Genomic DNA, 26,355 nt, shown 5'->3' with positions numbered 1-26,355 from the left:
TGGTGACATCGAGGAAGACGCCGGCTGGCGTTACGGGATCATCCGGCGGCGACGGCTGTGGTTGGCCGGGTCGGTGCTGTTGGCGGCGATCGCCCGCAGTCGGGCCAGGTCGCGGGGATGCAGGCCCGGCGCCTTGGCAAGAGATTCCAGCAGCAGGTCGGCCTGCTCGCGCAGCGCGGGAACGTGTTCGGGCCGGCCCTCTTCTTCGACGTGAACGACCAGCATCCGCACCACCCGCAGGATCGTCGCCGCCACCAGGGGCTGACCCGGCGCGACCTGACGGAGCTGATCGAAGCCGTGGGCGATGTACTCGTTGGCGTCAAGGCCCCAGGGTCGCAGCAGTATCCGCCCGTCCGGGCCGGCCACCGCCACCAGCGGCGACGGCACCACCAGCAGGCGGCGCAGCAGGCTGCCGACGCGCAGCGTCGCCTCCACCGCGGTGGTGGGGTCGTTGATCGCCGAGCTCAGGGCACGCAAGCCGATGTCGACGAGCTGGCGGAAGGCGAAGTCGACGTCCTCCTGCATGGTGCGGCTGTCGCTGACCGCGATCGCCCGGGTCAGCTTGTGCCGCACCCGTTCCGGGTGAGTCGGCGCCGGCCAGATGGTGACCAGCGGCTGGCCCAGGTGGATGTAGGCGCCGACGCGGGTGTCCAACCGGATCTTGGTGTTCGGCGGGATGGCGGCCAACAGCCGCCGGGTGTCGACCCGGCTGATCCAGCCGTTGCCGGGCGATCTCAGCCGCAGCGCATCCGGCGGAGCGTCCATGTCGGTCTCGGGGGCCGGCTGCTCATCGGCCGCGGCGGCCACGACGGTGTCGATCACCATCGAGCCCTCCGCCGCGATTTCCCGCACCACCTGACCTACCTCGAGCCGATGAGCCAAGTGGTCGACGTGGGCGATGATCGTGATCACCGTGACGATCGTCAGCACGACTGCGGCCGTCACCGTCACCGGAGGCGCGGGGACCGGAGACGACCCGTCCAGATCCGGCAGGCTCAGCACGCAGTACACGAACGTCGCGACCAGCAGGCCGATCACAACCTGGCTGAGCCGGTCCCGGATGAACCAGCGCATCACCCGCGGCGACAGCTGCGAACTCGCCAGCTGCAGGCTCACGATGGTCAGCGAGAAGATGACCCCCGCCGTGGTGATCGTCGCCCCGGCGATGGTGGACAGCAGCGTGGTGGCCACCCCTGAGTCCATCTTCAAAAGGAAGCGGGGCGACGGCCCGATGCGCCGGTCCACCGCACGGCAGACGACGGCCAACACCATGCCGCCGAACACGATCAGCAGCGGCAGCAGAAACAGGCTCTCGCGGAACCGGTAAGCCAGCGCCAACGCCCTTACACTCGGGAAGCGCTCCGAGCGGGGGCGCATCAGCTCGGCAGTACGGCCTCGATGGCGGCGATCACCTCGGGCGCGTCCGGCACCGTGGTGGGCCGGAACCGATTGACCACCGTCGACCCCGGGGCGAGCAGAAACTTCTCGAAGTTCCACTGCACGTCCCCGGCGGACCCATCGGCATCGGCGGTCTTGGTCAACTCCGCGTAGAGCGGATGCCGGTCATCGCCGTTGACGTCGGTCTTGGCCAGCAGCGGAAAGGTCACGCCATAGGTGGTGGAGCAGAAGGTCGCGATCTCCTCGGGGGTTCCGGGTTCCTGGCCCATGAACTGGTTGCACGGTACGCCGAGCACGGTCAGGCCCCGGTCGGCATAGTCCTGGGCGAGCTTCTCCAGGGCGCCGTATTGGGGGGTGAGTCCACATTTGGACGCGACGTTGACGACCAGGACCGCGCGGTCGGCGTAGTCGGCCAGCGCGGTGGACTGGCCGTCGAGGGTGGTCAGGGGGATATCTGCGAGGCTCATGGCCGCGAGGTTACCCGCTGACCGTGGTGGTCGGGATCGGCTCGGACCGATCAGTGTTTTCCGGGAACGTCGCAGCCGGCCGTCGCCAGCAGCCATGCGTAGGAGAACGCGATCTCCTTCCAGCGTTCGTAACGCCCGGAGATGCCGCCGTGGCCGGCGTTCATCTCGGTTTTCAGCAGCACCTGGTTGCCGTCGGTCTTGGTATGTCGCAGCGCCGCAACCCACTTCGCCGGCTCGACGTAGTACACCCTGGTGTCGTGCAGCGACGTCATCGCCAGAATCGGCGGGTACTCCCGGCGGGTGACGTTCTCATACGGCGAATAGGACTTCATGTAGAAGTAGACGTCCTTGTCGCCCAGCGGGTTTCCCCACTCGTCCCACTCGGTGACGGTCAGCGGAAGGGACGGGTCCAGGATGGTGGTCAGCGGGTCGACGAAGGGAACCTGAGCCACCACGCCGGCGAACAGCTCCGGCGCCAGGTTGGTCACCGCGCCCATCAACAGCCCGCCCGCGCTGCCACCCATCGCCACCAGATGCGCCGGCCCGCAGACGCCGGCTGCGATCAGGTGGCGCCCTACGGCGACGAAGTCGGTGAAGCTGTTCTTCTTCTGCAGCAACTTGCCGTGCTCGTACCACAGCCGACCCAGCTCACCGCCGCCACGGACGTGCGCGACGGCGAACACCATGCCCCGGTCCAGCAGGGACAGTCGAGCGATCGAGAACTGCGGGTCTTCGCACATCTCATAGGCGCCATAACCGTAAAGCACTGTGGGAGCGGGCAGATCGATACCGGCGCGGTGCACGACCGACACCGGGACACGGGTGCCGTCCTGCGCGTAGGCCCAGTCGCGGTACTCGACGTAGTCTTCGCGACGGTACTCGCCGAGCACCGGCTGTTCTCGCAGCAGGGTGCGTTCGCCGGTCGCGAGATCGATGTCGTAGATGCGCACCGGGGTGATGAACGACGTCGCACCCACTCGCAGTTTCGGTCCATCCCAATTCGGGTTGGCCGCCAGGCCTGCGGAAGCCAACTCGGTGTCGAACGTGATCTCCTGCGGCGGTAGGTAATCGCTATCACTGCTGATCGGCCATAGCTGAAGACGTGGCAGTCCCTCAGCTCGGTAGCCGACGACCAGATGGTGCGCGAAGGCATCTACCGCATCCAGTCGCACGTCATCACGTCCGGCGATCAGGGTCTGTTGCGCGGTCGGGTCCTCCACCGGAGCCTGCACCAGCGCGAAGTTGACCGCACCGTCGTTGTGCAACATGAGGAACCGGTCCCGGCCATCGAGGATCGCGTGCTCCACCGAGTACTCGATGCCGTCGCGGCGGGGCAGCACCACGGTGAACTGAGCCTGTGGGTCGGCCGCGTCGGCGTAGCGCACCTCCGAGGTGATCGACGACCCGGCCGCGATCAGCACGTAGGCGTCGCTGCGGGTACGGCCGACCGACAGCCAGAACCGCTCATCTTCCTCGTGGTAGACCTGCTCGGCGGGCTGTCCGGCGCCGATCCGGTAGCGCCACACCGTATCCGGGCGCCAGGCCGCGTCGACAGTGATGTAGTAGACGGTGCGGCTATCAGTTGCCCAGGTCACCCCGGCACCGATTCCGGCGATCTCGTCGGGGAACAGTTCGCCGGTGGACAAGTCCTTGAACCGCAGCGTGTACCGCTCGTCACCGACGACGTCGACGGAGTAGGCCAAGATGTTGCCGTCCGGGCTGACGCCGGCGGCGCCGAGGGCGAAGAAGTCGTGGCCCTCGGCTTCGGTGTTCTGGTCCAGCAGCACCTGCTCGCCGGGGATCTCGGTGGCCTCATCGAGTCGAGGCGGATCCCAATCGTCGGGAGAGCTGACGGGACAGCGACATTGGACGCCGTACTGCTTGCCCTCGAAGGTGCGCGCGTAATACCACCATTCTCCGCGCCGGGAGGGCACCGACAGGTCGGTCTCTTTCGTGCGAGCCTTGATCTCGCCGAAGATATTCTGCCGCAACGACTCCAGGTGTGCGGTCGCGGCGTCGGTGTAGGCGTTCTCGGCATCCAGGTGAGCGATCACCGCGGGGTCGGCCTTGTCCCGCAGCCATTCATAGGGGTCGACGAACACGTCCCCGTGGTGGGTGCGGGTGCTGTCCACCCGCTTGGCCGAAGGAGGATCCGGCAGCGGCTGCGAGACGTCGGTCATGCCTCGGGGCCGACCCAATCATCGAAGGACAGGCCTGAAATTCGTTCGTAGGCCTCGACGTAACGGGCGCGGGTCGCGGCGATGATGTCATCCGGCAGCGCCGGCGGCGGCTGGCTACCGGCCCGGTCCCAGCCGGATTCCGGTCCGGTGAGCCAGTTGCGCACGAACTGCTTGTCGAAGCTTTCCTGCACCACCCCGGCCCGATAGTGATCGGCCGGCCAGTACCGCGACGAGTCGGGAGTGAACACCTCGTCGGCCAGCACCAGATTGCCGTTGTCGTCGGCACCGAACTCGAACTTGGTGTCGGCGATGATGATTCCCTTCGTCAGCGCGTGGTCGGCCGCCTGCACATAGGTCGCCATGGTGCGGTCGCGCAGTTGACTGGCCCGCACCGGCCCCACCAGGTCGATCACCTGCGCGAACGAGATGTTCTCGTCGTGTTCGCCGATCTCGGCCTTGGTGGCCGGGGTGAACAACGGAGTGGCGAACTTGCTGGCCTCCACCAGCCCCGGCGGCAGCGCGATGCCACAGACCGACCCGCTGCGCTGGTAGTCGAGCAGGCCCGAGCCGGTCAGGTAGCCGCGCGCCACGCACTCGATCGGCATCATCTGCAGTTCGCGCACCACCAGCGCCCGGCCCAGCACCTCGTCGGGGATGCGCGGGTCGTCTGGTGGACCGGCCAGATGGTTGGGCGCTTCGACGATGTCGAAGAAGAAGACGCTCATCGCGGTGAGGATGCGGCCCTTGTCCGGGATCTGGCTGTCCAGAATGAAGTCGAACGCCGAGATCCGGTCGGTAGCGACGAACAGGAGATGCTGATCGTCGATTCGGTACAGTTCGCGGACTTTGCCGCTGGCCAGGTGCTGGTAGTCGGAGAGCGCGGGACGCGGCATTGCGCCAGCCTAATGGGTCTGGCCAGACCGGCGAAGCCGGACGCAGCGGTCCCGCGTGTGTTGGGATCGGATCCATGACGTCCCGGTTGCTGCCCTACGCCACCTCCCCCGGCCGCCTGTTGGCCCAACTGTTCAGCGACGCCGTCGTCGCGGTCTGGACCTTCCTGTGGGTGTTGGTCGGCCTGGCCGTGCACGGGGCGGTCGCCACCATCGCCGGGGTCGGGCGGCAGTTCGAGCGGGGCGCCAACGGGGTGGCCGACAGCCTGGCCTCGGCCGGGGAGAGCGCGGATCGCATCCCGCTGGTGGGCGGCGCGGTGAGCAAGCCGCTCACCGCCGCGGGTGAGGCGGCCGTCGACATCGCCGGCGCCGGCCACAACCTGGACACCACCGCCGGCTGGCTGGCCTACCTGCTGGCCATCGCGGTCGCGTCGCCGCCGATCCTGGCGGTGGCGATGCCGTGGCTGGCGTTGCGATTGCGGTTCTTTCTGCGCAAGCGGGCGGTGCTGGCGCTGGCCGCCACCCCGGCCGGCCTGCAGTTGCTGGCATTGCGCGCGCTGGCGACCCGACCGCACCGCGCGCTGACCGCGGTCAGCCCCGATCCGGTCGGCGCGTGGCGGCATCAAGACCTCGCCGTCATCGCCGAACTCGCCGGTGTTGAGCTGCGGTCTGCCGGGCTCGCGCGACATCCCCGATCGGCGACTCCGCCGAGTTAGGCTGCCGTTGTGAACCTCGAGAAGGTGGTTTTCGGTTTCTTTGTGCTGTTGGCGGCAACATTGAATTTCGGGTTCTTCATCGGTGACATCGGCGATCCGATCATCCACAACCCCTGGGAGCTCTTTCTCGCCCTCATCGTCGCCTTCATCACCTCGATCCTGAAGTTCGGTGACCGTACCCAGCTCGGTGCCGTGCACCTGGCGACCAGCCTGGTCGCACTGCTCCAGCTCGCTGCCGCAGCGACGATGTGGGTCTACTACACCCAGGTGTCCAGCTACGGGCTGGACATGCATGCCACCGCCAGCGTGGTGTCGCTGTCCGGCGGGGCGCTGCTGGCCAACATCGTGTCGGTCAGTCTGCTGGTGGTCGAAACGGCGTCGTTCAGACGCCGATAGCCGTCGATAACCGATGCCCAACTCCGTGCACCTGTTCTCGTTCTGGACCCGGCGGCCGAACAAGCTGCGGCCCAAGCCGGTCCGAGTTCCGACCACAGTGCAGACCACCGAGGTCATCTTCTTGTTCATGCGGCGAATGCGCGCGCCGTTCATCGTCGTCATCACCACATTCAGCATCTGCACCACCGGTTTGATGCTGATGCCCGGTGTCGATGCGCAGGGCAACCCCTACCGGCTGACCGTCTTCGATGCGTTTTACCAGATGACGATCACCTTGACGACAGTCGGCTACAGCGAGGTGCCGCACGCCTTCAGCTACCCGCAGCGAATGTGGCTGTCGATGTCGATCTACCTGGTCGTGATCAGCTGGGCGTTCGCCATCGGGGTCTTCTTCTCCGTCCTCAACGACACCGCCTTTCAGGAAGCCATCGCCGCGCAGCGGTTCCGCCGGCAAGTCCGCCGGATGGTCGAGCCCTTCGTCATCATCGCCGGCTACGGCCAGGCCGGCCGGGCCGTCGGCGCCGAACTCGACGAACACGGGCGGCGGTTCGTCGTCATCGACAAACAAGAGTCCCGGGTCGCCTCGGTGGTATCCGAGCAACTCAGCTCCGACGTCCCGGCGATCGAGGGGGACTGCGCCGTCCCGCCCGTGCTGGGTGTGGCCGGCCTTGCGCACCGCGACTGCGAGAGCGTCCTGGCCCTGACGAACGACGATGACGCAAACCTCGCGGTGGTGATGACCGTGGCGCTGCTGCGGCCCGAAGTTCCGGTGTTCGCCCGCTGCAGCGACCCGACGATCCAGGCCCGTATCGAGCGCTTCTCCCCGGCGGGGATCATCAACCCCAATGACCGTTTCGGCGACTACCTCGCGCTGTCCATCCACCGTCCGGTCAATCACCAACTGCTGCGCTGGCTGATGGACAACGAGGAGGACCAGCTGCCAACGTTACGACGGGGCCTGGCCGCCGGACGCTGGGTGGTCTGCGCCGACACCGAGTTCGGCGACGAACTGGTACGTGATCTCATCGCCAGCGGACTGACCGTAGACCTCGCCGACCCCGCCGACGGCGAACTCGACGTCTCCGGTGCGGTCGGGTTCATCGCCGGAACCAGTAACGACACCACCAATATCGCGTTGGCCGAGCAGGCGCGATTGGCCAATGCGGACGTCTACCTGGTGGTCCGCCAGCAGACGAACACCAAGAAGGCATTACTCGACGCACTGCAGATCGACTCGGTGTACATCGCCACCGAGCTCGTTGCCCGCGAGGTACTGGCCCGGACACTCACGCCGGTGTTCTGGAGTTTCGTCGAGCACGCCTTCGGGCGCGATGAGGCGTGGGCCACCAGGGTGCGCGACCAGCTACAGGAGTCCTGCGGGCGACGCACCCCGAGCCGTGATGTCATCGTGCTGTCGCCCGAACGTGCTCCCGCCATCGCGGAGTGGTTGCAACGTGGCGAAACCCTGACGGTGGCAGACCTCATCCGCCGGCCCGACGACCGCGAAGTGCGGTTGCCGCTGGCCGCACTGGTCGTGCTGCGAGACGGCGCTCCGGTATTCATGCCGGACCCGGACACCACACTGACGCTCGGTGACCAGGTGCTACTCGTGGGCAAGCCCGATGGACTGGCCCAGGTACGGGAGATCCGCCACTACCCGACCACGGTGGAGTACCTGGCTACCGGCCGCGACGTGCCCTTGACGTGGGTATGGGCCAGGCTGACCGCGCTGACTCGCCGCCGCGCCGGTGCAGCGCGGTCGCACTGAGTGTGCGCGCACGTAGCAGCCCGGCGACCACCACGATCAGCCAGGCCGTCAACGCATTCCAGAAGAACACCAGCGACACCGTCTGCAGCGCGGGCGTCCGCAGTTCGGTGGCCATCGCCCCGGTGGCCACCGAGTACATCCCCAGCGGGAACACCAGCGCCCACCACGCACCGGTGAGGTGCAGGACCGCCGGCCGCCGGTTGACCCGGTGCAGCACGAAATAGACCAGCGGCGGTATCCATACCGTGGCCACCGCCCACGTCACGACGGTGACCGCACGCACCGGCCCGGCCAGCCACTGCACCGCCACGACATAGATGGTGTGCCCGGCCAAAGTGGCGATCGCAAACGCCCCCATCAGGATCCAATCGTCGGGTGCGAAGCCCTCCCGGTCCTTGCGTTCGCTGACCGTGCGCCACAGGATCAGCCAGGTCATACCGACGCAGATCGCGATCGCCACCAGCCAGACCACCACGGCCACCGTCGCCCAGCCGCGGTCACCGGTGTGCTGGGCGACCTGCGCGGCGATGATCGCCAACCCAGAGGTGCCGACGCTGGCCAGCTCCCAAGCGCCGTGGGCCCGAGCGCGCAGCGCCACCAGGCCGGGCGTAGCCATGTTGCGGCAGGTCAGGACCATCAGCACCAGCCATGTCGACAGCGCCACCACACCCAGCACACGCGCCACCGCCGGGTGGCTGACCAGCCGGGAGTCGAGCACCGCGCATGCGGCGACGAACGTGAACAGTCGCAGGGTGACGTCGGGGTCGCGAAGATCCCAGTGGGCCACCGCACGGGCGGCGGCCATCGTCAGCGCCACCAGCACCACGGCCGCCAGCACACCCAAAGCGTCGGAGAGCCAACCGTACTGGTGGTCGCGGGCGGCGATCGACAGGATGCCGGTGGCCATCACCATCGCGAAGGCATCGGGGGCCGGCCGCCGGGCGCTCATTGGCGTTACAGGATCGCGCCCGGGCTGTAGGCGGCCGCCTCCGGATACTTCTCGGCCAGTTCGGCCACCGCGACCGCCACCTGGTCGACCTGGTCGGCGGCCGCACCGGTGAAGGCCTGCCGGTCGGCGATGGCCGCGTCCAGCGCGGCACGATCCAGCGGCAATCGCTCGTCGGCGGCCAGCCGGTCCAGCAGGTCGGGTTCGGCGCCGCGTTCGCGCATCGCCAGCGCGACGGCCACCGCGTGATCCTTGATCACCTCGTGGGCGGCTTCGCGGCCCATCCCGGCGCGCACCGCGGCGATCAGCACCTTGGTGGTGGCCAAAAACGGCAGGTAGCGGTCCAGTTCCCGGGTGATCACCGCCGGGTAGGCGCCGAACTCGTCGAGCACGGTGAGAAACGTCTCGGTCTGCCCGTCGACGGCGAAGAACGCGTCGGGCAGCGCGACGCGGCGCACCACCGAGCAGAACACGTCGCCCTCGTTCCACTGCGCGCCGGCCAGTTCGGCGGCCATCGCGCCGTAGCCGCGCAGCACCACCTGCAGGCCGTTGACCCGCTCACAGCTGCGGGTGTTCATCTTGTGCGGCATCGCCGAGGAGCCCACCTGGCCCGGCGCGAAGCCTTCGGTCACCAGCTCATTACCGGCCATCAGGCGGATGGTGTGGGCCAGCGAGGACGGTCCGGCGCCCAACTGCACCAGCGCGGAGACCACGTCGTGGTCCAGTGACCGGGGATAGACCTGCCCGACGCTGGTCAGCACCTTGGAAAAGCCGAGGAACCCTGCGACTCGGCGTTCCAGCTCGGTGAGCTTGGCGGTGTCCCCGTCGAACAGATCCAGCATGTCCTGGGCGGTCCCCATCGGACCCTTGATGCCGCGCAGCGGGTAGCGGTCGATCAGCTCACGCACCCGGGTCAGGCCGATCAACGTTTCCTCGGCGGCCGAGGCGAATCGCTTACCCAGCGTGGTGGCCTGCGCGGCGACGTTGTGACTGCGGCCGGCCATCACCAGCTCGCGATAGGCCACCGCGTGGTTGACCAGCCGGGTGGCCACCGCCACCCCGTGGCGCAGCACCAGCTCCAGCGACTGCCGGATCTGCAGCTGTTCGACGTTCTCGGTCAGGTCGCGGCTGGTCATCCCCTTGTGCACATGCTCGTGGCCGGCCAGCGCGTTGAACTCCTCGATGCGCGCCTTCACGTCGTGGCGGGTCACCCGCTCGCGGGCGGCGATCGAGGCCAGGTCGACGTCATCGAGGACGGCCTCGTAGTCGGCGATCGCCTGTTCGGGTACCGGCACACCCAGTTCGGACTGGGCGCGCAGCACCGCCAGCCACAGCCGGCGTTCGGCGACGATCTTGGCCCGCGGCGACCAGATGTCGGTCATCGCAGCGCTGGCGTAGCGGGTGGCCAGCACATTGGGGATGCTCACGAGCAGCTAGCTTACGGGCCGGGTGCCGGCGGCCAGCGGGGCCTACAGCGCGTGCAGGATGTCCTCGACCCGGTCTTTGGCGTCACCGAACAGCATGGCGGAGTTCTGCCGGAAGAACAGCGGGTTCTGCACGCCGGCGTAGCCGGATGCCATGGAGCGCTTGAAGACGATCACGTTGTCGGCGTCCCAGACGGTCAGCACCGGCATGCCCGCAATCGGGCTGGACGGGTCTTCGGCGGCGGCCGGGTTGACGGTGTCGTTGGCGCCGATCACCAGGACGACGGAGGTGTCGTCGAAGTCCTCGTTGATCTCGTCCATCTCCAGCACGATGTCGTAGGGCACTTTGGCCTCGGCCAGTAGCACGTTCATGTGGCCGGGCAACCGGCCGGCGACCGGGTGGATGCCGAAGCGCACCTTGACGCCGCGGTCCCGCAGTTTGCGGGTGAGTTCGGCGACGCCGTACTGGGCCTGCGCCACAGCCATGCCATAGCCCGGGGTGATGATCACCGAATCGGCGCCGCCCAGCAGTTCGGCCACGCCTTCGGCGGTGATCTCCCGGTGCTCGCCGTAGTCCTTGGAGTCGGAGCCGGCCGCTGAGCTTTCCATGCCGAAGCCGCCGGCGATCACGGAGATGAACGACCGGTTCATCGCCTTGCACATGATGTAGGACAGGTAGGCACCCGAGGAGCCGACCAGCGCGCCGGTGATGATCAGCAGGTCATTGGAGAGCAGGAAGCCCGATGCCGCCGCGGCCCAACCGGAGTAGCTGTTGAGCATCGAGACCACGACCGGCATGTCCCCACCGCCGATGGAGGCCACCAGGTGCCAGCCCAGCGCCAGCGCCAGCACGGTGACCGCGACCAGCAGCCACAGATTCGGCTCTTGCACGAACCACACGGTCAGCGCGAAGAACGCCACCAGGGCGCCGACGTTGATGAAATTCTTGCCGGGCAGCATCAGCGGGTTGGACTTCATCCGCGCCGAGAGCTTGAGGTTGGCCACGATCGAGCCGGTGAAGGTGACCGCACCGATGAACACTCCGATGAACACCTCCGCGGAGTGAATACCCAACAGCCCCGACGCCGCCAACTCCTGGGCTTGTGCCCCCGCCACGTCGGCTTCGACGTGCAGATAGCCATTCCAGCCGACCAGCACAGCGGCCAACCCGACGAAGGAGTGCAGCAGCGCGATCAGCTCGGGCATGCCGGTCATCTCGACCACCTTGGCCCGCCACAGCCCGATCGCCGCGCCCACCACGGTGGCCCCGATCAGCAATCCCAGGCCGACCGGTGTGATGCCGTGATGCACGGCCAGCGTGATCGTCGCGACCAACGCCACCGCCATGCCGACGATGCCGAAGCTGTTGCCGGCCCTGGACGTCTCGTGCTTACTCAGCCCGGCCAGAGCCAGGATGAACAACAGCGCCGCGACGATGTATGCCGCCGAGGCGGCGGTGTCGATCGAGAACATAGGGGTCTACTCCAGGCTATTTGGGACGGCGTGTGCAGCGCAGGCTCTAACTGCGGGAGAACATGGCCAGCATGCGGCGGGTCACCGCGAAGCCGCCGAAGACGTTGATGCTGGCCAGCAGGATCGCCGCGGTCGCCAGCCCCGTGATCGCCGGATCATCGTGGCCGATCTGCAGCAGCGCACCGACCACGATGATCCCCGAGATGGCATTGGTCACCGACATCAGCGGCGTGTGCAGCGCGTGGTGCACATGCCCGATCACGTAGTAACCGATCACGATCGCCAGAGCGAACACGGTCAGGTGCACCTGTAGCGCCGCCGGTGCCAGCGCGACCAGCGCGAACAACACCGCCGCCGCGGAGACCACCAGGCCCAGCCGCCGTCCGGCCGTCATCGGCGCCTTCGACACCTTCGCGACCGCCGGGGCTGCTTCAGTGACCTTGGCCGGGGCGGCCGACACCTGCACCGGCGGTGGCGGCCACGTCGACTCACCCTCGCGCACCACGGTCATCGACCGCTGCACCACGTCGTCGAAGTCCAGCACCAGCTGGCCGTCCTTGCCCGGCGTCATCAACTTCATCAGGTTGACCAGGTTGGTGCCGTAGAGCTGAGAGGCCTGGGCGGGCAACCGGCCGGCGAGGTCGGTGTAGCCGATGATCGTCACGCCGTTGTCGGTGACGACGGCCTGGTCCTTCACAGCGCCCTCGACGTTGCCGCCGTTGGCCGCTGCCATGTCCACGATCACGCTGCCCGGTTTCATCGAGGCCACCATTTCGGCGGTGATGATCCGCGGCGCGGGCTTACCCGGGATGAGCGCGGTGGTGACGATGATGTCGACGTCGGCGCACTGGTCGGCGTAGAGCTGGGCCTCGCGGGCCTTGTAGTCGTCGCTCATCTCCTTCGCGTAGCCGGTGGCCGACACCTCAGCCTCCGCCGACTCGATCGACACGTACTCCCCGCCGAGCGAGCGGACCTGATCGGCCACTTCCGGCCGCGGGTCGGTGGCCCGCACGATGGCCCCCAGGCTGCCGGCTGCGCCGATCGCGGCCAGGCCGGCCACCCCGGCGCCCACCACCAGAACCTTGGCCGGCGGCACCTTGCCGGCGGCGGTCACCTGGCCGGTGAAGAAGCGGCCGAACACGTGAGCGGCCTCGATCACCGCGCGGTAGCCGGCGATGTTGGCCATCGAGCTCAGTACGTCCAGCGACTGCGCCCGCGAGATCCGGGGCACCGCGTCCATCGACATCGCCGTGATGGGCCGGCGGGCCAGATCCTCCACCCGCTCCGGGTTCAGTGCCGGCGCCAGCAGGCTGACCAGCGTCGCGCCCGGCTTCATCGCATCCAGCTGCTCGGACGACGGGGCGTTGACCCCGAAGACGATGTCGGCGGCGCGCGCGTCACCGATCGTCGCGCCGGCTTCGGCGTAGGCCTCGTCGGAGAAGTCCGATGCAGCGCCGGCGCCCGCGTCGACCACAACGTCGTAACCGAGCTTGGTCAACGCAGCAACAGTCGCAGGCGTCGCCGACACACGCGTCTCACCGGGCTGAGCCTCGGATAGGACACCGATATTCATGACGTAGCTCTCCGCATTCGCTTCTCGTGGGCGTTTTCTAGGCGTGTTGGCTCCCCCGGTTACCCGCCGGTAGCAAACTAGCGACAAAGGAGTCGCCGCAGCATACCGTGTGAGCTTCTCAGGCTGACACTGCGCGCTGGTCCAGCGGCGCGAGCAGGTCGATGACGTCGATCACCGCCGCCCGGGCGACCACCCACGGCCCCTGCCGGTCGTCGACCAGGGCCGCCATCACCGCCCCGTCGACCATGCAGACCAGGACATATGCCATCTCGACCCGTGCGATCCGCCCGGAACGTTCGATGGCTTCGGCGACGGCGTCCGACCGCTGGTGCAGGATGCGACGCTGGATTTCCCGCAGTGCGGGCTGCCGGGCGCAGACGATGGACCGCTCGTACCGGGAAATCAGCTGCTCGGCGACCTGGGGGCCGTTGTCCTCCCCCACCAGCAGGTCGACCAGCATGTCGGCGGTGGTCTCGGCGCTACGTCGGCGGCGGGACAGGCCGGCGATGCGGGCGCGCAACTGGGCGACCTCCAACATTCCGATGTGTTCCACCGCGCTGGCGATCAGGTCGTCAAGGGAGGAGAAGTAGTAGGTGGTCGACGCCAGCGGCAGGCCGGCCCGCTGCGCCACCGCGCGATGCCGCACCGCTTCGAACCCGCCCTCGCGCAGCAGTTCGGCGGCAGCGCTGATCAGCGCATACCGCCGGCGCTCGCCCTTGGGCGTGACCGCTGTCATCACGCCTAGAGATGCTGCCAGCACAGCTATCGCCGCATCATGCGTTTCGGTCTTTTAAAGCATGTCGAACAGTTCTGGTGGGTGTTCGGCACCGCCCTTCTCGGGCGTTCCGTGGTTCAGGCCGCGGGTGGGCTGTGAACGTCGGTTCCCACGTCTTTCGGGCTGGTTTCGCCGACGCGTAGGCGTCGGTCAGAGCCGTCCCGTCTGGGGGCATTGGTGGCCCGGCCCCGTGCTTGGGGGTCCGGGGATCGAGGATTGTCGTGGTGGGTTTGGCCCCAACGCGCCAGGTTGATCGCTGCGTTGAGGTCGCGGTCGACGATGTGACCGTTAGTACAGGTGAACACCCGCTCAACCAAGCGCAAATCGGTGCGGCGATCGCCGCAGACCGAGCAGAGCTGACTTGAGGGGTACCACCGGTCAGCGACCGTAACCTGACCGCCGCGCCAAGCCTGCTTGTAGTTCAGTTGTCGGGCCAACTCGCTCCATCCGGCATCAGAAATGGCACGGGAGAGACAGTGGTTGGCCAGCATTCCGGCCACATTCAGGTCTTCGATGACGAGCCGGTCGTGAGTCTTGACCAGTTTGTTCGATACCTGATGGGTGAAATGTCGACGCACATTGGCGACGCGACGGTGATGCCGGGCCAGCCGAGCGGCGGCATCATGGCGATTGCGTGATCCCTTCTGTTTGCGGGCTAATGCTTTCGCCAGCCGGCGCTGCTCAGCGATTCCGGCAGCGAGTGGCTTGGGGGCCTCGACAAACCGGGCCATCTCGATCCCGTCGGCGTCGGCGGCGACCGCGAACGCAGCCAAGCCGCGATCAACACCAACCCAGCCGCTGCTGTCGTGACCGGAACGGGGCCCGTGCTGAACGGCCGGGTGCAGCTGCGCTGCCTCGACATTCAGCGACACCCACCACCGTCCCGCATGCTGACTCACGGTGGCAAACAAAATTCTTGCCCGCCCGCTTGCGAGCATGCGCCGAAGGCGGCGTGTGTCGTCATGCACCCCGAGCTGGCCGATGCCCGGCAGGCTAACCGAGCGCGGCCGACCGCTGTCGCCGACGCGGATCGCCGGCCGCCCACCTTTGGGGTGCTTGTTGCGCAGCCGAAACGCCGGTGTTGCGGCGGCCTTCTTCTTGAACCGGACAAACCCGACCCGGCGACCGCGTCGCCTGCCCGACCGCGATTCGGACCAGCTTTTCAAGCCCCTGCCCAGGTCGACGGCCGCTTCCTCGAAGACCTGCTGGTAGACCTCGGCACGCCACGCCAATCCCGTCGCGCTTAACTCGGCCACTCCTGAGCTGTCGACGGTGAACACCCGCCCGGCATCCTCGGTCTTTTTCCACGCATTGAAGGCGTTGACCAGGTCGATCCCCGTCCACGGCACGTCAACGTCGGGATCGGACTTGCGAGCGCTCAGTGCCGTTTTCACCATCCCCAAGCACTGGTTGAACGCGAACCGCGCCGCCCCCGCATGCCGGATCAGCACCTCGCACTGCTCGACACTGGGATCGAGACAAAACCTGAACGTCGTGTGCCGGGCCATCAACGACGAGGGTGGCACAGGACACCGACAAGTGGTTTACACGCTTTTCGGGCAATCCGCGCGTGCTGGCATGATGACCGCCATGCCGGAGTTGAGCCGACGGGCGGTGCTGCGCCTGGGGGCTGCCACGGGTGCGCTGGGAGCGGGTTCGTTGCTCGGCGCTCGAGTGGCGCGGGCCACCCCGGCTCTGCCCACCATGACCACGGGCTCGTTCACCTCGGCGGCGCGCGGCGGCATCGCCACCAACTGGGCGATCGCCCGGCCGCCGGGACAGACCGGGCTCTGCCCGCTGATCGCGCTGCACGGCAAGGGCAGTGACGCCTCGACGGTGATGGCCGGCGGCGTGGAGCAGGGCCTGGCCGAAGCGGTCGCCGCCGGGTTGCCCCCGTTCGCGGTGGTGGCCGTCGACGGCGGCGGCAGCTACTGGCACCGGCGCGCCTCCGGGGAGGACTCCGGTGCGATGGTGACCGACGAATTGCTGCCACTGCTGGCCGACCAGGGATTGGACACTTCCCGGGTGGGGTTCATCGGCTGGTCGATGGGCGGTTACGGCGCGCTGTTGCTGGGGGGCCGGCTCGGTCCGCGCCGGACGGCGGCGATCTGCGCGGTGAGCCCCGCACTGTGGCTGTCGCCCGGGGCGACGGCGCCGGGGGCGTTCGACGGGGCCGACGATTTCGCTGCCAACTCGGTGTTCGGGATGCCGGCTCTTGCGTCGATACCGATCCGGGTGGACTGCGGAAACTCCGATCCCTTCTACTCGGCGACCCAGGCCTTCATCGGCCAACTGCCCAATCCGCCGGCGGGCGGATTCTCCCCCGGCGGACACGACGGGACGTACTGGAGCTCCCAACTTCCGGCCGAGTTGACTTGGATCGCACCACTGTTGACCGCTTAGCAAATTCCTCAGGCAATCGAACGCTCGTCGTACCGCGGGCCGACTGTTTCGTCGCGTAATTGCGGCAAAAGGTCTCCGAAATCGGCCTATTTGCCAGCATATGACCCAAGAAAAGCCTTGTGTGACGAACAACACCGGAGGTAATTTTCTAAACGTACTCACGGGTAACTCAACCGTTTCCTGAGCCCGACCGAACAGATTGGAAGGCCTGATGACGAACCGACGTTTCCAGGTAGCCGCTGTTGCCGCCACAGCGGGCGGCGGGATACTCACCGCAGCGTTTCTGCAGGTCGCGGTCGCCACGGCCGCTCCCGGAACAGACGCCTTCACCATCGACGGCACCGTCTTCGACCCCATCACGGCGGCCGGCACGCCGGGGTTCGACCCGGTCGGCCCGCTCAACATGGCTCCGCCGCTGTTGGATCTCGGCGGTGGGAAGGCTCTCGGCATCCTGAACCTCGCCCCGCAGAGCTTCGACCTGTACAACGGCAGCACCGAGCTCGGCAGCATCAACACCAACGAAACCGTCTCGACCCTGCTGGGCCTGCACAACACCGCGTTCACCGTCCTGAGCAGCACCCCCGCCGACGGTGTCGATGCGTCGCAGCTGCCGGTGACCGGAACGGTCTATGACGTGTTCAACCTGGGCGGCGGCATCTACAACGTCTACGTCGCCACCCCGGGCGAAGACGGCACAGTCACCGACACCCTGGTGACGCCGTTCGGCAACACCGACCTGAGCTCGCTGTTCGCCGCCATGAACGCTGCCAACCCGCTGCTGCCCGGCGACGCCTTCGCCGCGCTGCAGGCCGGCGACAGCAGCATCGGTGCCGACGCCTTCAGCATCGGCGGCTTCACCTTCAACCCGTTCAGCACCGCGACTGACGGCACCGTGACCGAGGGCTTCACCCCGGTGGACTCGCTGGCCAGCATTCCACCGCTGCTGAACCTCGGCGGTGGTCAACTGACCCTGAGCACATCCTTCCCGGAATCCCAACCCCAAGCGTTCGCCCCCCAGAGCTTCGACGTCTACAGCGGCACCGGATCCAGCGCCACCGAACTCGGCAGCGTCAATACCGCTGTGGATGTGACGAACCTGTTGGGTATGACCAACACGCAGTTCATCGTCCAAGCTGTCACCCCTGCCGACGGCGTGGAGGCCTCGCAGCTGCCGGTGCTGGGATCGGTCTACGACGCCTTCAACCTCGGCGGCGGTTGGGCCAACGTCTACACCGCCACCCCGGACGTCACCGCCACCGACGGCACCGTTACCAGTGGCACCGTTCACGACACCCTGGTGACCCCGTTCGGCAACATGAGCCTGGATTCACTGTTCGGCGGCATCAATTTGGCCAACCCGCTCGACCCGGGCGACGCCTTCACCGGTCTGCTGGTCGGCGACACCACCATGCCCGACGCCTTCAGCCTCGGCGGCTACGTCTTCGACCCGTTCACCGGTTCCGGCGACGACATGACCGAGGGCTTCCATGTCGTCCCCTCGTTGCTCGGTGCCGCGCCGCTGCTGAGCCTCGGCGGCGCCACCGTCGGTATCGGTACCAGTGATGCGCCGATCAACTTTTCGCCGCAGGACTTCGATGTCTACGGCGGGTCCGGCGACGCCGACCTCGGAACCATCAGGACCAGCGTGAATGTTTCGGAGCTGTTGGGCTTTGCGAACACCGAGTTCACCGTCCAAAATGTCACCGCCGCCGACGGTGTGGACGCCTCGCTGTTGCCGGCGCAGGGGACGGTCTACGACGTTTTCAACCTCGGCGGCGGTTGGCAGAACATCTACATCGCCACCCCCGGTGACGACGGCACCATCACCGACACCCTGGTGACCCCGTTCGGCAACGTCGACCTGAGTTCAGTGTTCGAGATGTTCAACGCCGCCAACCCGCTTGACCCGGGTGCCGCCTTCACCGGCCTCGACGACGCCGGGGCGGCGCTCGCGTCCTCCTGGGATCCGTTCGCTTTCATGGGCTTCTGAGCTATCCCCTGAACCACACTGAAAGACTGAAGGGCTTGTTGTGACGAATCGACGGATCCAGGTGGCCGCTGTTGCCGCCACGGCGGGTAGCGGTTTACTCACCGCAGCATTTCTGCAGACCGCAGTCGCTGCCGCCGCTCCCGGTGAGGACGCCTTCACCATCAACGGCACCACCTTTGACCCCATCGATCTGTCTGGCGCCGCGGGTTTCAACCCCGTCCTTCCGATCAGCCTGGCTCCGCCGCTGTTGAGCCTCGGCGGCGGCACGGTGAGCTTCTTCGGTAGCACGCTGGACCTGTCACCGCAAACCTTCGACGTGTACACCGGTTCCGGGTCGAGCGCGACCGCCCTCGGCAGCATCGACACCAACGAAACCGTCACGAACCTGCTCGGTCTGCCCAACACCGAGTTCACCGTGACCGGCGTCACCGGCGATGCAGCCGGCCTGCCGGCGCTGGGGACGGTCTATGACGTGTTCAACCTGGGCGGCGGTTTCTACAACGTCTATATCGCCACCCCGGGCGAGGACGGCACCGTCACCGACACCCTGGTGACACCGTTCGGCAACACCGACCTGAGCGCGCTGTTCGCCGACGTGAACGCCGCCAATGCACTGCAACCCGGCGACGCTTTCAGCGGTCTGGAAGCGGCCACCAGCGCCGGCGGTAATGACGCCTTCGCCATCGGCAGCACCACCTTCGACCCGATGACGACGGACGGATCAGAAGGCTTCAACCCCGTCAGCGCCCTCGGCGGCACACCGCCGCTGTTGAACCTCGGCGGCGGAATACTGCTGGGATCAGTCGCCCTCGCTCCGCAAGACTTCGACGTCTACAGCGGCACCGGATCGGGCGCCACCGATCTCGGCAGCATCAGCACCGGTGTGTCCGCGACGAATCTGCTGGGCATGGCCAACACCCAGTTCACCGTTCTCAGCGCCACCCCTACCGATGCGGATCCGTCGGGCCTGCCGGCAACCGGAACGGTCTATGACGTGCTCAATCTCGGCAACGGCTGGCAGAACGTCTACACCGCCACTCCGGATGTCATCGCCGCCGACGGCACCGTCACCACCGGCACCGTCACCGACACCCTGGTGACGCCATTCGGCAACATGGATCTGGACTCGCTGTTCGGCGGTATCAACGCCGCCAACCCGCTGCACCCTGGCGACGCCTTCACCGGTCTCCTCGTCGGCGACAGCACCATGCCCGACGCCTTCACCCTCGGCGGCTTCACTTTCGACCCGATAATGGCGGACGGCACCGAGGGTTTCAAGGACGCCCCCGCCCTGCTCGGCATTGCGCCACTGCTGAGCCTCGCATCCGGTCAGATCCAGAAGTACGACACCGAACCGCTCAATCTGAATCTTCAGAACTTCGACGTCTACAGCGGCAGCGGCTCAAGCAGCACCGACCTCGGCACCATCACCACCGCCACGGGTGTGACGAACCTGCTGGGCCTTACCAACACCGAGTTCACCATCCAGACTGTCACCGCCACCGACGGTGTGGACGCCTCGACGCTGCCGGCGGTGGGCACCGTCTACGACGTCTTCAACTTGGGCGGCGGCTGGGAGAACATCTACATCGCCACCCCGGGTGAAGACGGCACCGTCATCGACATGTTGGTGACGCCGTTCGGCAACGTCGACCTGAGCTCGCTGTTCGGCGACATCAATGCCGCCGACCCGCTCGATGCGGGCGCCGCGTTCACCGGTCTCGACGACGTGGGGTCCGCGCTCGCCTCCGCGTGGGATCCGCTGGCGTTCTTGGGCTTCTGAGCCAAATCCCTGAAACTCAACTGAACAGATTGGGGGACCTGTGATGACGAATCGACGTATCCAGGCGGCCGCTGTTGCTGCCACAGCGGGTGGCGGGTTATTGACCGCAGCGTTTCTGCAGGCCGCGGTGGCAACCGCCGACAGCGGATCCGACGCCGGTTTCACGATCGGGGGCCTCACCTTCAACGACCCGGTGGCGATCGACAACCTGACGGGTGTATCGACCGCGGGCTATGAGGCCATCACCCCGACGTTCGCCAATGCCCCGCTGCTGTCTCTCGGAAGCGACAGCCTGCTCGGCCTCGCCAGTCTGGGAGCTCAGCAATTCACGCTCGAGGACAGCAGCGGCGCCACGCTTGGAACGGTCTTGACCTCCACCAACGTTCAGAATTTGTTGGGCATCGTGACTGCGCAGTTCACCGTCAGCAGCACCGATGCGGCCGACGGCCTGACCGCCAGTCAAGCCGCCGAGCTGCCGGCGGACGGCACGGTCTACAGCATCACCAACCTCGGCGGCGGCTTCGCGAACATCTACGAAGCCGTCCCGAACGCCGACGGCACCGCCGCGTCGACCATCACCGACACGTTCGTGACCCCGTTCGGCAACTTCGACCTACCGATGACCTATGACGCCATCGCGCCGTTGAACCCGGCCACTGCCCTGGAATCCCTCGGAAACACGTCCGGCGTCACCGGCCTCAGCGACAACGCGTTCACCATCGGCGCCACCACCTTCGACCCCGGCAGCGCCGGAATCACCGTCGAGTCGCCGCTGTCGTTGTCCAGCTTCGCCCCGCTGCTCAATTTCGAGGCCAGCGCAATCAATATCAGCGGTACCGGCCCCAGCAACACCCAGGCATTCCAGGATTTCCAGGTGTACACCAACGGCACTGACGCCGGCAGCATCGGGAGCTTCCTTTGGTACTCCGACCTGTTGGGGATCGACAGCACACAGTTCACCGTCGGCAGCATCGCCCCGGCGATCGACTCGATCCAAAGCGCCCTGAGCACCGGCCTCGACTTCAGTGGGGCGAGCTTCACCGCACAAGACCTGGCCGATGCGCTGGCCGCCAGAAGTGCGGTCCTCCCCTACGGCACCGGCGACATCAACGACACCACCGTCAGCGCTGCTCTTAGTGGCAGCGGCATAGACCTCACCGGCAGCGGCATCACCACCACGGACATCGCCGGCGTGCTCAACGACATGAGCCTTGCCGACCTGCCCGCCCTCGGGACGGTCTACAGCGTCACCGACTTGGGGTCGGGCTTCCAGAACGTCTACCAGGCCGTCCCGGGAGCCGACGGCGGGTCGGCCACCATCACCGACACCTTGGTGACCCCGTTCGGCAACATCAACCTGCCGACGACGTTTGACGCGACGGCGCCGCTGGACCCGGCTGCGCCGCTGGGTGCGCTCGCTGCGGCGTCCGGTAATGCCGATCTCAGCGCCAACGCGTTCACCATCGGCGGTACCACCTTCGACCCCGGCAGCGCCGGGTTCAGCACCGATGCCACTTATCCGCTGTTCGGTATCGCGCCGCTGCTGGAGATTTCCGGCGTCAACGCGTTCGGAACATTCCTGCCCACTCAAACCGGTGTCGCGGTGTTTGACAGCGCCGGTGCCGACCTGGGCACGGTCAGTCTCGGTGAGAACATGTCGAACATCCTCGGTTTCATCGAGACGTCTCAGTTCACCGTCACCGCAGTCGATGCGGCCTCCGGTCTCACCGACGCGCAAATCGCGGATTTGCCGACACTGGGCACGGTCTACAGCGTCACCGACCTCGGACTCTTCACCGATGTCTACGAGGCCATCCCGAACTCCGACGGCACGGCGGCATCGAGTATCACCGACACGTTGATCACCCCGTTCGGCAACATCGACTTGTCGAGCATGTTCAGCATGTTCGACGCCATCGCACCGCTTGACGCGGGCGATGCCGTGTCGGGCATCGACGCGGCGACCGGTGCCGCCGCGGCCGGCTTCGACCTCTTCGACCCGGGCACCTGGTTCTGAGGGGCAACATCGTCATCAACCAGGACGATGAGCTTCGGGGCGCTTACTGGCAGAGTTTGCCCAGTTCCGCGATACGTCCATCGAGGTCACGCCCCAGCTGCTCACGGTCTGAATTCGGTTGCCCGACAAGATAGCTCAGATTCAGGTGCTCGAGCTCGCCGGCCATCGCCTGGGCCGCGTTCACGAGATCGTGTGAAGTGGCCGGGTTTGCTTCGAGGCGACCCCGCACGTAGGCGGCACCGGCCGTCAGTGACAGCCTCGCGTTGGCGGCCACCGCAAGCTGTGCAATCGGGTTTTCGGGATCCGGGTTTTTCAGGTGCATGTTGTTGGCCACCGCCTGACGCGCGAGCGCTGCTGAGGCGCACACGTCCTTTTTCGCGTCGGTGACCTCCTGGCCAGAGAACTTGGCCGACGCACCGGACGCCGGGCGCCATAAGCCGGCCACGGCCGCACCACCGATGAGCCCGGCGACCAGCCCGACCGCCGCGGCAATCAGCAGGGGTCCGCGACTCGACGGCACGGCAACTGGAACGGGAGCTGACCGCCGTTTCTCAGTGCCAGCGCTTTTCGCCGGGCGATCCTGCTTTGCGGACTCTGTCTTTGCGGACTCTGTGGACTCCGGTTCAGTTTGGTCAGACATGCAACCCAGGATAGCGGTAGGTGGTTCCGGTTAGATCCGGATCTTGTCCTCGGCGGCAGCCAATCCGATGTCGGTACGAAAGTGGCTGCCCGGCAAGCGAATGGATCCGAGAGTCCGATAGGCGGCCGCGCGGGCCGCGGCCAAGTCGTCGCCGATTCCCACTACCGACAGCACCCGGCCGCCGGTGGACACCACCGACCCGTCATCCCGGTGCGCAGTACCGGCATGCAACACGTCGTCACCCTCGGCACCAACGATCACGTCCCCGACCCGGGGCCGGCCGGGATAGTTCTCCGCGGCCAGTACGACCGTCACCGCCGAGCCGTCCCGCCAGCGCAGCGCACCGAACTCGCTGAGTCCACCGGTGGCGGCGGCGTGCAGCAGTTGCCCCAGCGGCGTCTCCAGCAGAGCCAGCACCGCCTGGGTCTCCGGATCCCCGAAGCGGCAGTTGAATTCGACCACCGCCGGCCCGGTCGATGTCATCGCCAGTCCGGCGTAGAGCAGCCCGGCGAACCGGCTGCCACGGCGCAGTAGTTCGGTAGCGACCGGTTTGACGATATCGGTGAGGATGCCCGCCGTAGCCTCCCGAGACAGCCACGGCAGCGGAGCATAAGCACCCATACCGCCGGTGTTGGGGCCGGTGTCGCCGTCGCCGACCCGCTTGAAGTCCTGCGCCGGCAGCAACGGCACCACGGTGTCGCCGTCGACGATGCAGAACAGCGATAGCTCGGGGCCGTCCAGAAACGATTCCAACAGCACCGGGTGCCCGGCATCGAGCAGTCCGGCGGCGTGGGCTCGCGCCGCAGCGCGGTCCTGGGTCACCACCACCCCCTTGCCGGCGGCCAGGCCGTCGTCCTTGACCACCCAGGCCGCCTCGCCGGCATCCGGGCCGAACCGGCTCAGGGCGGCGTCCAGGTCGGCTGGGCTGTCCACGATCTCCGAGCGGGCGGTGCGCACACCGGCGGCGGCCATCACGTCCTTGGCGAACGCCTTGGAGCCTTCGATGCGGGCGGCGTCCCGGGACGGCCCGAAGCAGGCGATGCCGGCGGCCCGCACCGCGTCGGCTACGCCCAGCACCAACGGCACCTCCGGCCCGATCACCACCAGGTCGGCCGCGACCTCGCGGGCCAGGTCGCTGACTGCCGTCCCCGAGGTGATGTCGACGTCACGCTGCTCGGCGATCGCCGTGGTGCCGGCGTTGCCGGGCGCGATAACCAGGTGATCGACCTTGGGGTCGTTGCGAAGGGCCAGCAGCAGAGCATGCTCGCGGGCACCGGAACCAATCACCAAGATGCGCACGGCTCCCCACCTTATCCGGCGTCGGTACGCAACTGCGTACCCGATCTGGTCCGACTCGATTGCTGCGGTAAGCAGCAGCCCGCGGGCCGGGGTAGCGCCGGAATCCCCGACGAATCGTTCGCTTGGCGTGAGCATCCACTCCCGACCGGCCGCCCGCGACGGGCGGAGCCCACCAACACCTTGTGTTGGTGGGCTCCGCGCCGGTCGACATGGCTGCTGACGATCAGAACCCGACCGGGGCTTGGGCCAGCCGACGCTCACTCAATTATTTGGAGCCGTCGCCACCGACCCCACCGGCCCCACCGATAGTGCCGACGTTTGGTTGACCGGGCGTCCCTGCGGCGCCGGGGCCCGCGTTGGACGCGCCGCCGTGCCCTCCATCGGCGCCGTCGCCACCGGCCAGTGGGCCGTCGCCTCCGTCGCCTCCGTCGCCTCCGTCGCCTCCGGCCACGCCGCCGAAAGCGCCCTGGCCGCCGATGCCCCCGTCACCGCCGGTAGAAAGACCGCCGCCATCACTGGGCCCGCCGCCATTGCCGCCATTGCCGCCATTGCCGCCAGTACCCGTTGAACCGCCTGTGCCTCCGTTGCCGCCCTCACCACCATGGCCGGCTACCTTGCCGCCGGCGTTCAGATGGGTGTCGCCGCCGTTGCCGCCGTTGCCGCCGTCACCCCCGTTACCACCGATCACATTGGCGGCGGATCCGCCGTCGCCTCCATTACCGCCATTCCCCCCGTCCTCCGAGTTGCCGCCTTTAGCGCCCTCGCCGCCGTCACCTCCATTGCCGCCATGGCCGTCGCCACCCGCAGTGTTGATGGCGTCACCGCCGTTGCCGCCGTCACCGCCGTCGCCGGCCAGCGCCGCCGCCCCCGTCGAGCCCTTGGCTCCCGCGCCGCCAGTGCCCCCGTCGCCCGCGTGTGCACCGGTGCCGCCGTCACCACCGATGCCGCCGGTGCCGCCCTGACCTTGTGCACCACCCGCGTCGGTCGCGTCGCCGCCGATGCCGCCAGCGCCCCCGTCGCCGCCATCGCCCGTGTTGGCCACAGACCCGTCACCATTGGCGCCGCCTGCAGCACCGTTACCGCCGAGACCACCACTGCCGCCGAGGCCTCCGGTCAAACCATTGCCGTCGGCGTCCACACCGGACTGACCGCCTTCGCCGCCGACGCCGCCGACGCCGCCATTGCCGCCGACGCCGCCGACACCGCTGGAAGCCTGCGCATCGCCACCGGCCCCACCGACACCGGCCTGTCCGCCGGCACCGCCTTGGGCGCCATTGGTGCCATCGCCGGCAGCGCCGAGGCCGCCATCACCGCCAGTGCCACCTATGCCGCCGACACCTCCGTCGCCCAACTCGGTGCCGCCCCGGCCGCCGATGCCACCCTTGCCGCCGTCGCCACCAGCGCCGGCATTGGTAACAGAGCCGCCTGCAGATGCTCCGGCGCCGCCGTCTTGGCCCTGGCCGCCGTTGCCGCCGGCGCCACCGCTGCCGTAAGCGCTCCCGTCGCCGCCGTTGCCGCCGGCACCGCCGGTGACTCCATTGACGCCGACGCCGCCGGCTGAGCCGGCCAGGCTGACGCCGTCTCCGCCGTCACCACCGTTGCCCTGGGGGCCGGTCGGGCCGTTTCCGGCCACGCCGTCGGAGCCTTGGATTGAACCGCTCCCGCCGTTTCCAGCCGCGCCACCGGCGCCGAGTTGCCCCCCGTTGCCGCCGTTACCGCCGTCACCGGAGCCCAAGACGCCGTCGGCACCCCGACCGCCGTCACCGGCCTTGCCCGCGTCGCCACCGGAACCGGCGTCACCGCCCGCACCCTGGCTGCCCGCACTGCCATTCGTCGCCGTCCCGGCTGCACCACCGGTACCGCCGTTACCGCCGGCGCCACCGCTACCGCCCGCACCGCCTTGCCCGCCGGCGCCGCTGGCGTTCACGCCGTAGTCGCCGGCCGCACCGGTATTTCCATTCCCGCCGTTACCGCCGTCGGCGCCCATACCGGCGTCACCGCCGCTGCCGCCATTGCCGGCGCTGGTGCCGCCGGCGCCACCGGCGCCCCCATCTCCACCGGAACCACCGGCCTGGCCGGTTTGACCGGCACCTCCGAGCGCGAGGGGGCTACCGCCGTCGCCGCCAGCCTTGCCGGCGCCACCGGCACCACCATTACCACCGTTGCCGTAGCTGCCACCGTTACCGGCCGCCCCACCATTGCCACCGTTCTGCCCGG

At 67.7% G+C, this 26,355-nt stretch carries 19 protein-coding genes and 1 pseudogene; 7 read left to right on the top strand and 13 right to left on the bottom strand.

The window, feature by feature from the left end; genetic code table 11:
• Nucleotides 1-30: 30 nt before the first annotated feature.
• The 4 genes from ACZYY4_RS00900 to ACZYY4_RS00885 are packed head-to-tail and all read right to left on the bottom strand — an operon-like array spanning nt 31 to nt 4,938.
• Entirely contained in the window at nt 31-1,377 is a 1,347-nt protein-coding gene (locus ACZYY4_RS00900; RefSeq protein WP_463807533.1) for a DUF2254 domain-containing protein, read from the bottom strand.
• On the bottom strand, nt 1,377-1,865 hold the full coding sequence (locus tag ACZYY4_RS00895; protein ID WP_463807532.1) for a glutathione peroxidase: 489 nt from the start codon (nt 1,863-1,865) through the stop codon (nt 1,377-1,379). The genes ACZYY4_RS00900 and ACZYY4_RS00895 overlap by 1 nt, the downstream gene beginning before the upstream one ends.
• 50 nt (nt 1,866-1,915) lie before the next feature.
• Nucleotides 1,916-4,045, bottom strand: coding sequence for a S9 family peptidase (locus ACZYY4_RS00890; RefSeq protein WP_463807531.1), 2,130 nt, complete (start codon nt 4,043-4,045; stop codon nt 1,916-1,918).
• Complete coding sequence (locus ACZYY4_RS00885) at nt 4,042-4,938, bottom strand: phosphoribosylaminoimidazolesuccinocarboxamide synthase (protein WP_463807530.1); 897 nt, start codon at nt 4,936-4,938, stop codon at nt 4,042-4,044. Before ACZYY4_RS00885 ends, ACZYY4_RS00890 begins: the two co-directional genes overlap by 4 nt.
• A gap of 74 nt (nt 4,939-5,012) precedes the next feature.
• Between ACZYY4_RS00885 and ACZYY4_RS00880 the strand changes: the two genes are divergently transcribed.
• The 3 genes from ACZYY4_RS00880 to ACZYY4_RS00870 are packed head-to-tail and all read left to right on the top strand — an operon-like array spanning nt 5,013 to nt 7,815.
• A complete protein-coding gene (locus ACZYY4_RS00880; protein WP_463807529.1) occupies nt 5,013-5,651 on the top strand; it encodes a hypothetical protein in 639 nt (212 codons plus the stop codon).
• 9 nt (nt 5,652-5,660) lie between these two features.
• Nucleotides 5,661-6,047 (top strand): DUF6394 family protein, encoded by a 387-nt coding sequence (locus ACZYY4_RS00875; RefSeq protein ID WP_463807528.1) that lies wholly within the window; start codon nt 5,661-5,663, stop codon nt 6,045-6,047.
• A gap of 13 nt (nt 6,048-6,060) precedes the next feature.
• Nucleotides 6,061-7,815 (top strand): NAD-binding protein, encoded by a 1,755-nt coding sequence (locus tag ACZYY4_RS00870; RefSeq protein WP_463807526.1) that lies wholly within the window; start codon nt 6,061-6,063, stop codon nt 7,813-7,815.
• Here ACZYY4_RS00870 and ACZYY4_RS00865 read toward each other — a convergent pair.
• The 6 genes from ACZYY4_RS00865 to ACZYY4_RS00840 form a co-directional block, all read right to left on the bottom strand.
• Nucleotides 7,727-8,764: a tellurite resistance/C4-dicarboxylate transporter family protein gene (locus ACZYY4_RS00865; protein WP_463807524.1), complete on the bottom strand. Its 1,038-nt coding sequence runs from the start codon at nt 8,762-8,764 to the stop codon at nt 7,727-7,729. The genes ACZYY4_RS00870 and ACZYY4_RS00865 overlap by 89 nt on opposite strands.
• Before the next feature lie 5 nt (nt 8,765-8,769).
• Nucleotides 8,770-10,188, bottom strand: a complete 1,419-nt coding sequence (purB, locus tag ACZYY4_RS00860; protein ID WP_463807523.1) for an adenylosuccinate lyase — start codon at nt 10,186-10,188, stop codon at nt 8,770-8,772.
• Nucleotides 10,189-10,230: 42 nt separating this feature from the next.
• A complete protein-coding gene (gene pntB, locus ACZYY4_RS00855) occupies nt 10,231-11,658 on the bottom strand; it encodes a Re/Si-specific NAD(P)(+) transhydrogenase subunit beta (protein WP_463807522.1) in 1,428 nt (475 codons plus the stop codon).
• A gap of 46 nt (nt 11,659-11,704) precedes the next feature.
• The gene (locus tag ACZYY4_RS00850) at nt 11,705-13,231 is read right to left on the bottom strand and encodes a Re/Si-specific NAD(P)(+) transhydrogenase subunit alpha (RefSeq protein ID WP_463807521.1); all 1,527 of its coding nucleotides are present in this window, start codon (nt 13,229-13,231) and stop codon (nt 11,705-11,707) included.
• Nucleotides 13,232-13,349: 118 nt separating this feature from the next.
• On the bottom strand, nt 13,350-13,967 hold the full coding sequence (locus ACZYY4_RS00845; RefSeq protein ID WP_463807941.1) for a TetR/AcrR family transcriptional regulator: 618 nt from the start codon (nt 13,965-13,967) through the stop codon (nt 13,350-13,352).
• A 116-nt stretch (nt 13,968-14,083) separates the two neighbouring features.
• Nucleotides 14,084-15,514, bottom strand: coding sequence for an RNA-guided endonuclease InsQ/TnpB family protein (locus ACZYY4_RS00840; RefSeq protein WP_463807520.1), 1,431 nt, complete (start codon nt 15,512-15,514; stop codon nt 14,084-14,086).
• A gap of 70 nt (nt 15,515-15,584) precedes the next feature.
• Between ACZYY4_RS00840 and ACZYY4_RS00835 the strand changes: the two genes are divergently transcribed.
• From ACZYY4_RS00835 to ACZYY4_RS00820, 4 genes are all read left to right on the top strand, one after another.
• The gene (locus ACZYY4_RS00835; protein ID WP_463807518.1) at nt 15,585-16,409 is read left to right on the top strand and encodes an alpha/beta hydrolase-fold protein; all 825 of its coding nucleotides are present in this window, start codon (nt 15,585-15,587) and stop codon (nt 16,407-16,409) included.
• Nucleotides 16,410-16,620: 211 nt separating this feature from the next.
• Nucleotides 16,621-18,399 (top strand): hypothetical protein, encoded by a 1,779-nt coding sequence (locus tag ACZYY4_RS00830; RefSeq protein ID WP_463807517.1) that lies wholly within the window; start codon nt 16,621-16,623, stop codon nt 18,397-18,399.
• A 40-nt stretch (nt 18,400-18,439) separates the two neighbouring features.
• A complete protein-coding gene (locus ACZYY4_RS00825) occupies nt 18,440-20,182 on the top strand; it encodes a hypothetical protein (RefSeq protein WP_463807516.1) in 1,743 nt (580 codons plus the stop codon).
• Between the two features lie 43 nt (nt 20,183-20,225).
• Nucleotides 20,226-22,199 carry a hypothetical protein gene (locus ACZYY4_RS00820; protein ID WP_463807515.1) on the top strand — a complete coding sequence of 658 codons (1,974 nt, stop codon included), beginning with the start codon at nt 20,226-20,228 and terminating at the stop codon, nt 22,197-22,199.
• 43 nt (nt 22,200-22,242) lie between these two features.
• Here the strand turns inward: ACZYY4_RS00820 and ACZYY4_RS00815 are convergent, their stop codons facing one another.
• The 3 genes and pseudogenes from ACZYY4_RS00815 to ACZYY4_RS00805 all read right to left on the bottom strand — a co-directional run.
• On the bottom strand, nt 22,243-22,839 hold the full coding sequence (locus ACZYY4_RS00815) for a hypothetical protein (RefSeq protein ID WP_463807514.1): 597 nt from the start codon (nt 22,837-22,839) through the stop codon (nt 22,243-22,245).
• Between the two features lie 30 nt (nt 22,840-22,869).
• Nucleotides 22,870-24,138 (bottom strand): phosphoribosylamine--glycine ligase, encoded by a 1,269-nt coding sequence (purD, locus tag ACZYY4_RS00810; protein WP_463807513.1) that lies wholly within the window; start codon nt 24,136-24,138, stop codon nt 22,870-22,872.
• A gap of 265 nt (nt 24,139-24,403) precedes the next feature.
• Nucleotides 24,404-26,355 (bottom strand): annotated as a pseudogene (locus ACZYY4_RS00805) (hypothetical protein); the annotation flags it as partial.

The sequence above is a fragment of the Mycobacterium sp. IDUB_21 genome, from assembly GCF_055419425.1.
Note: the sequence above shows the minus strand (reverse complement) of the source record. Positions and strands in the feature narration are given on the sequence as shown.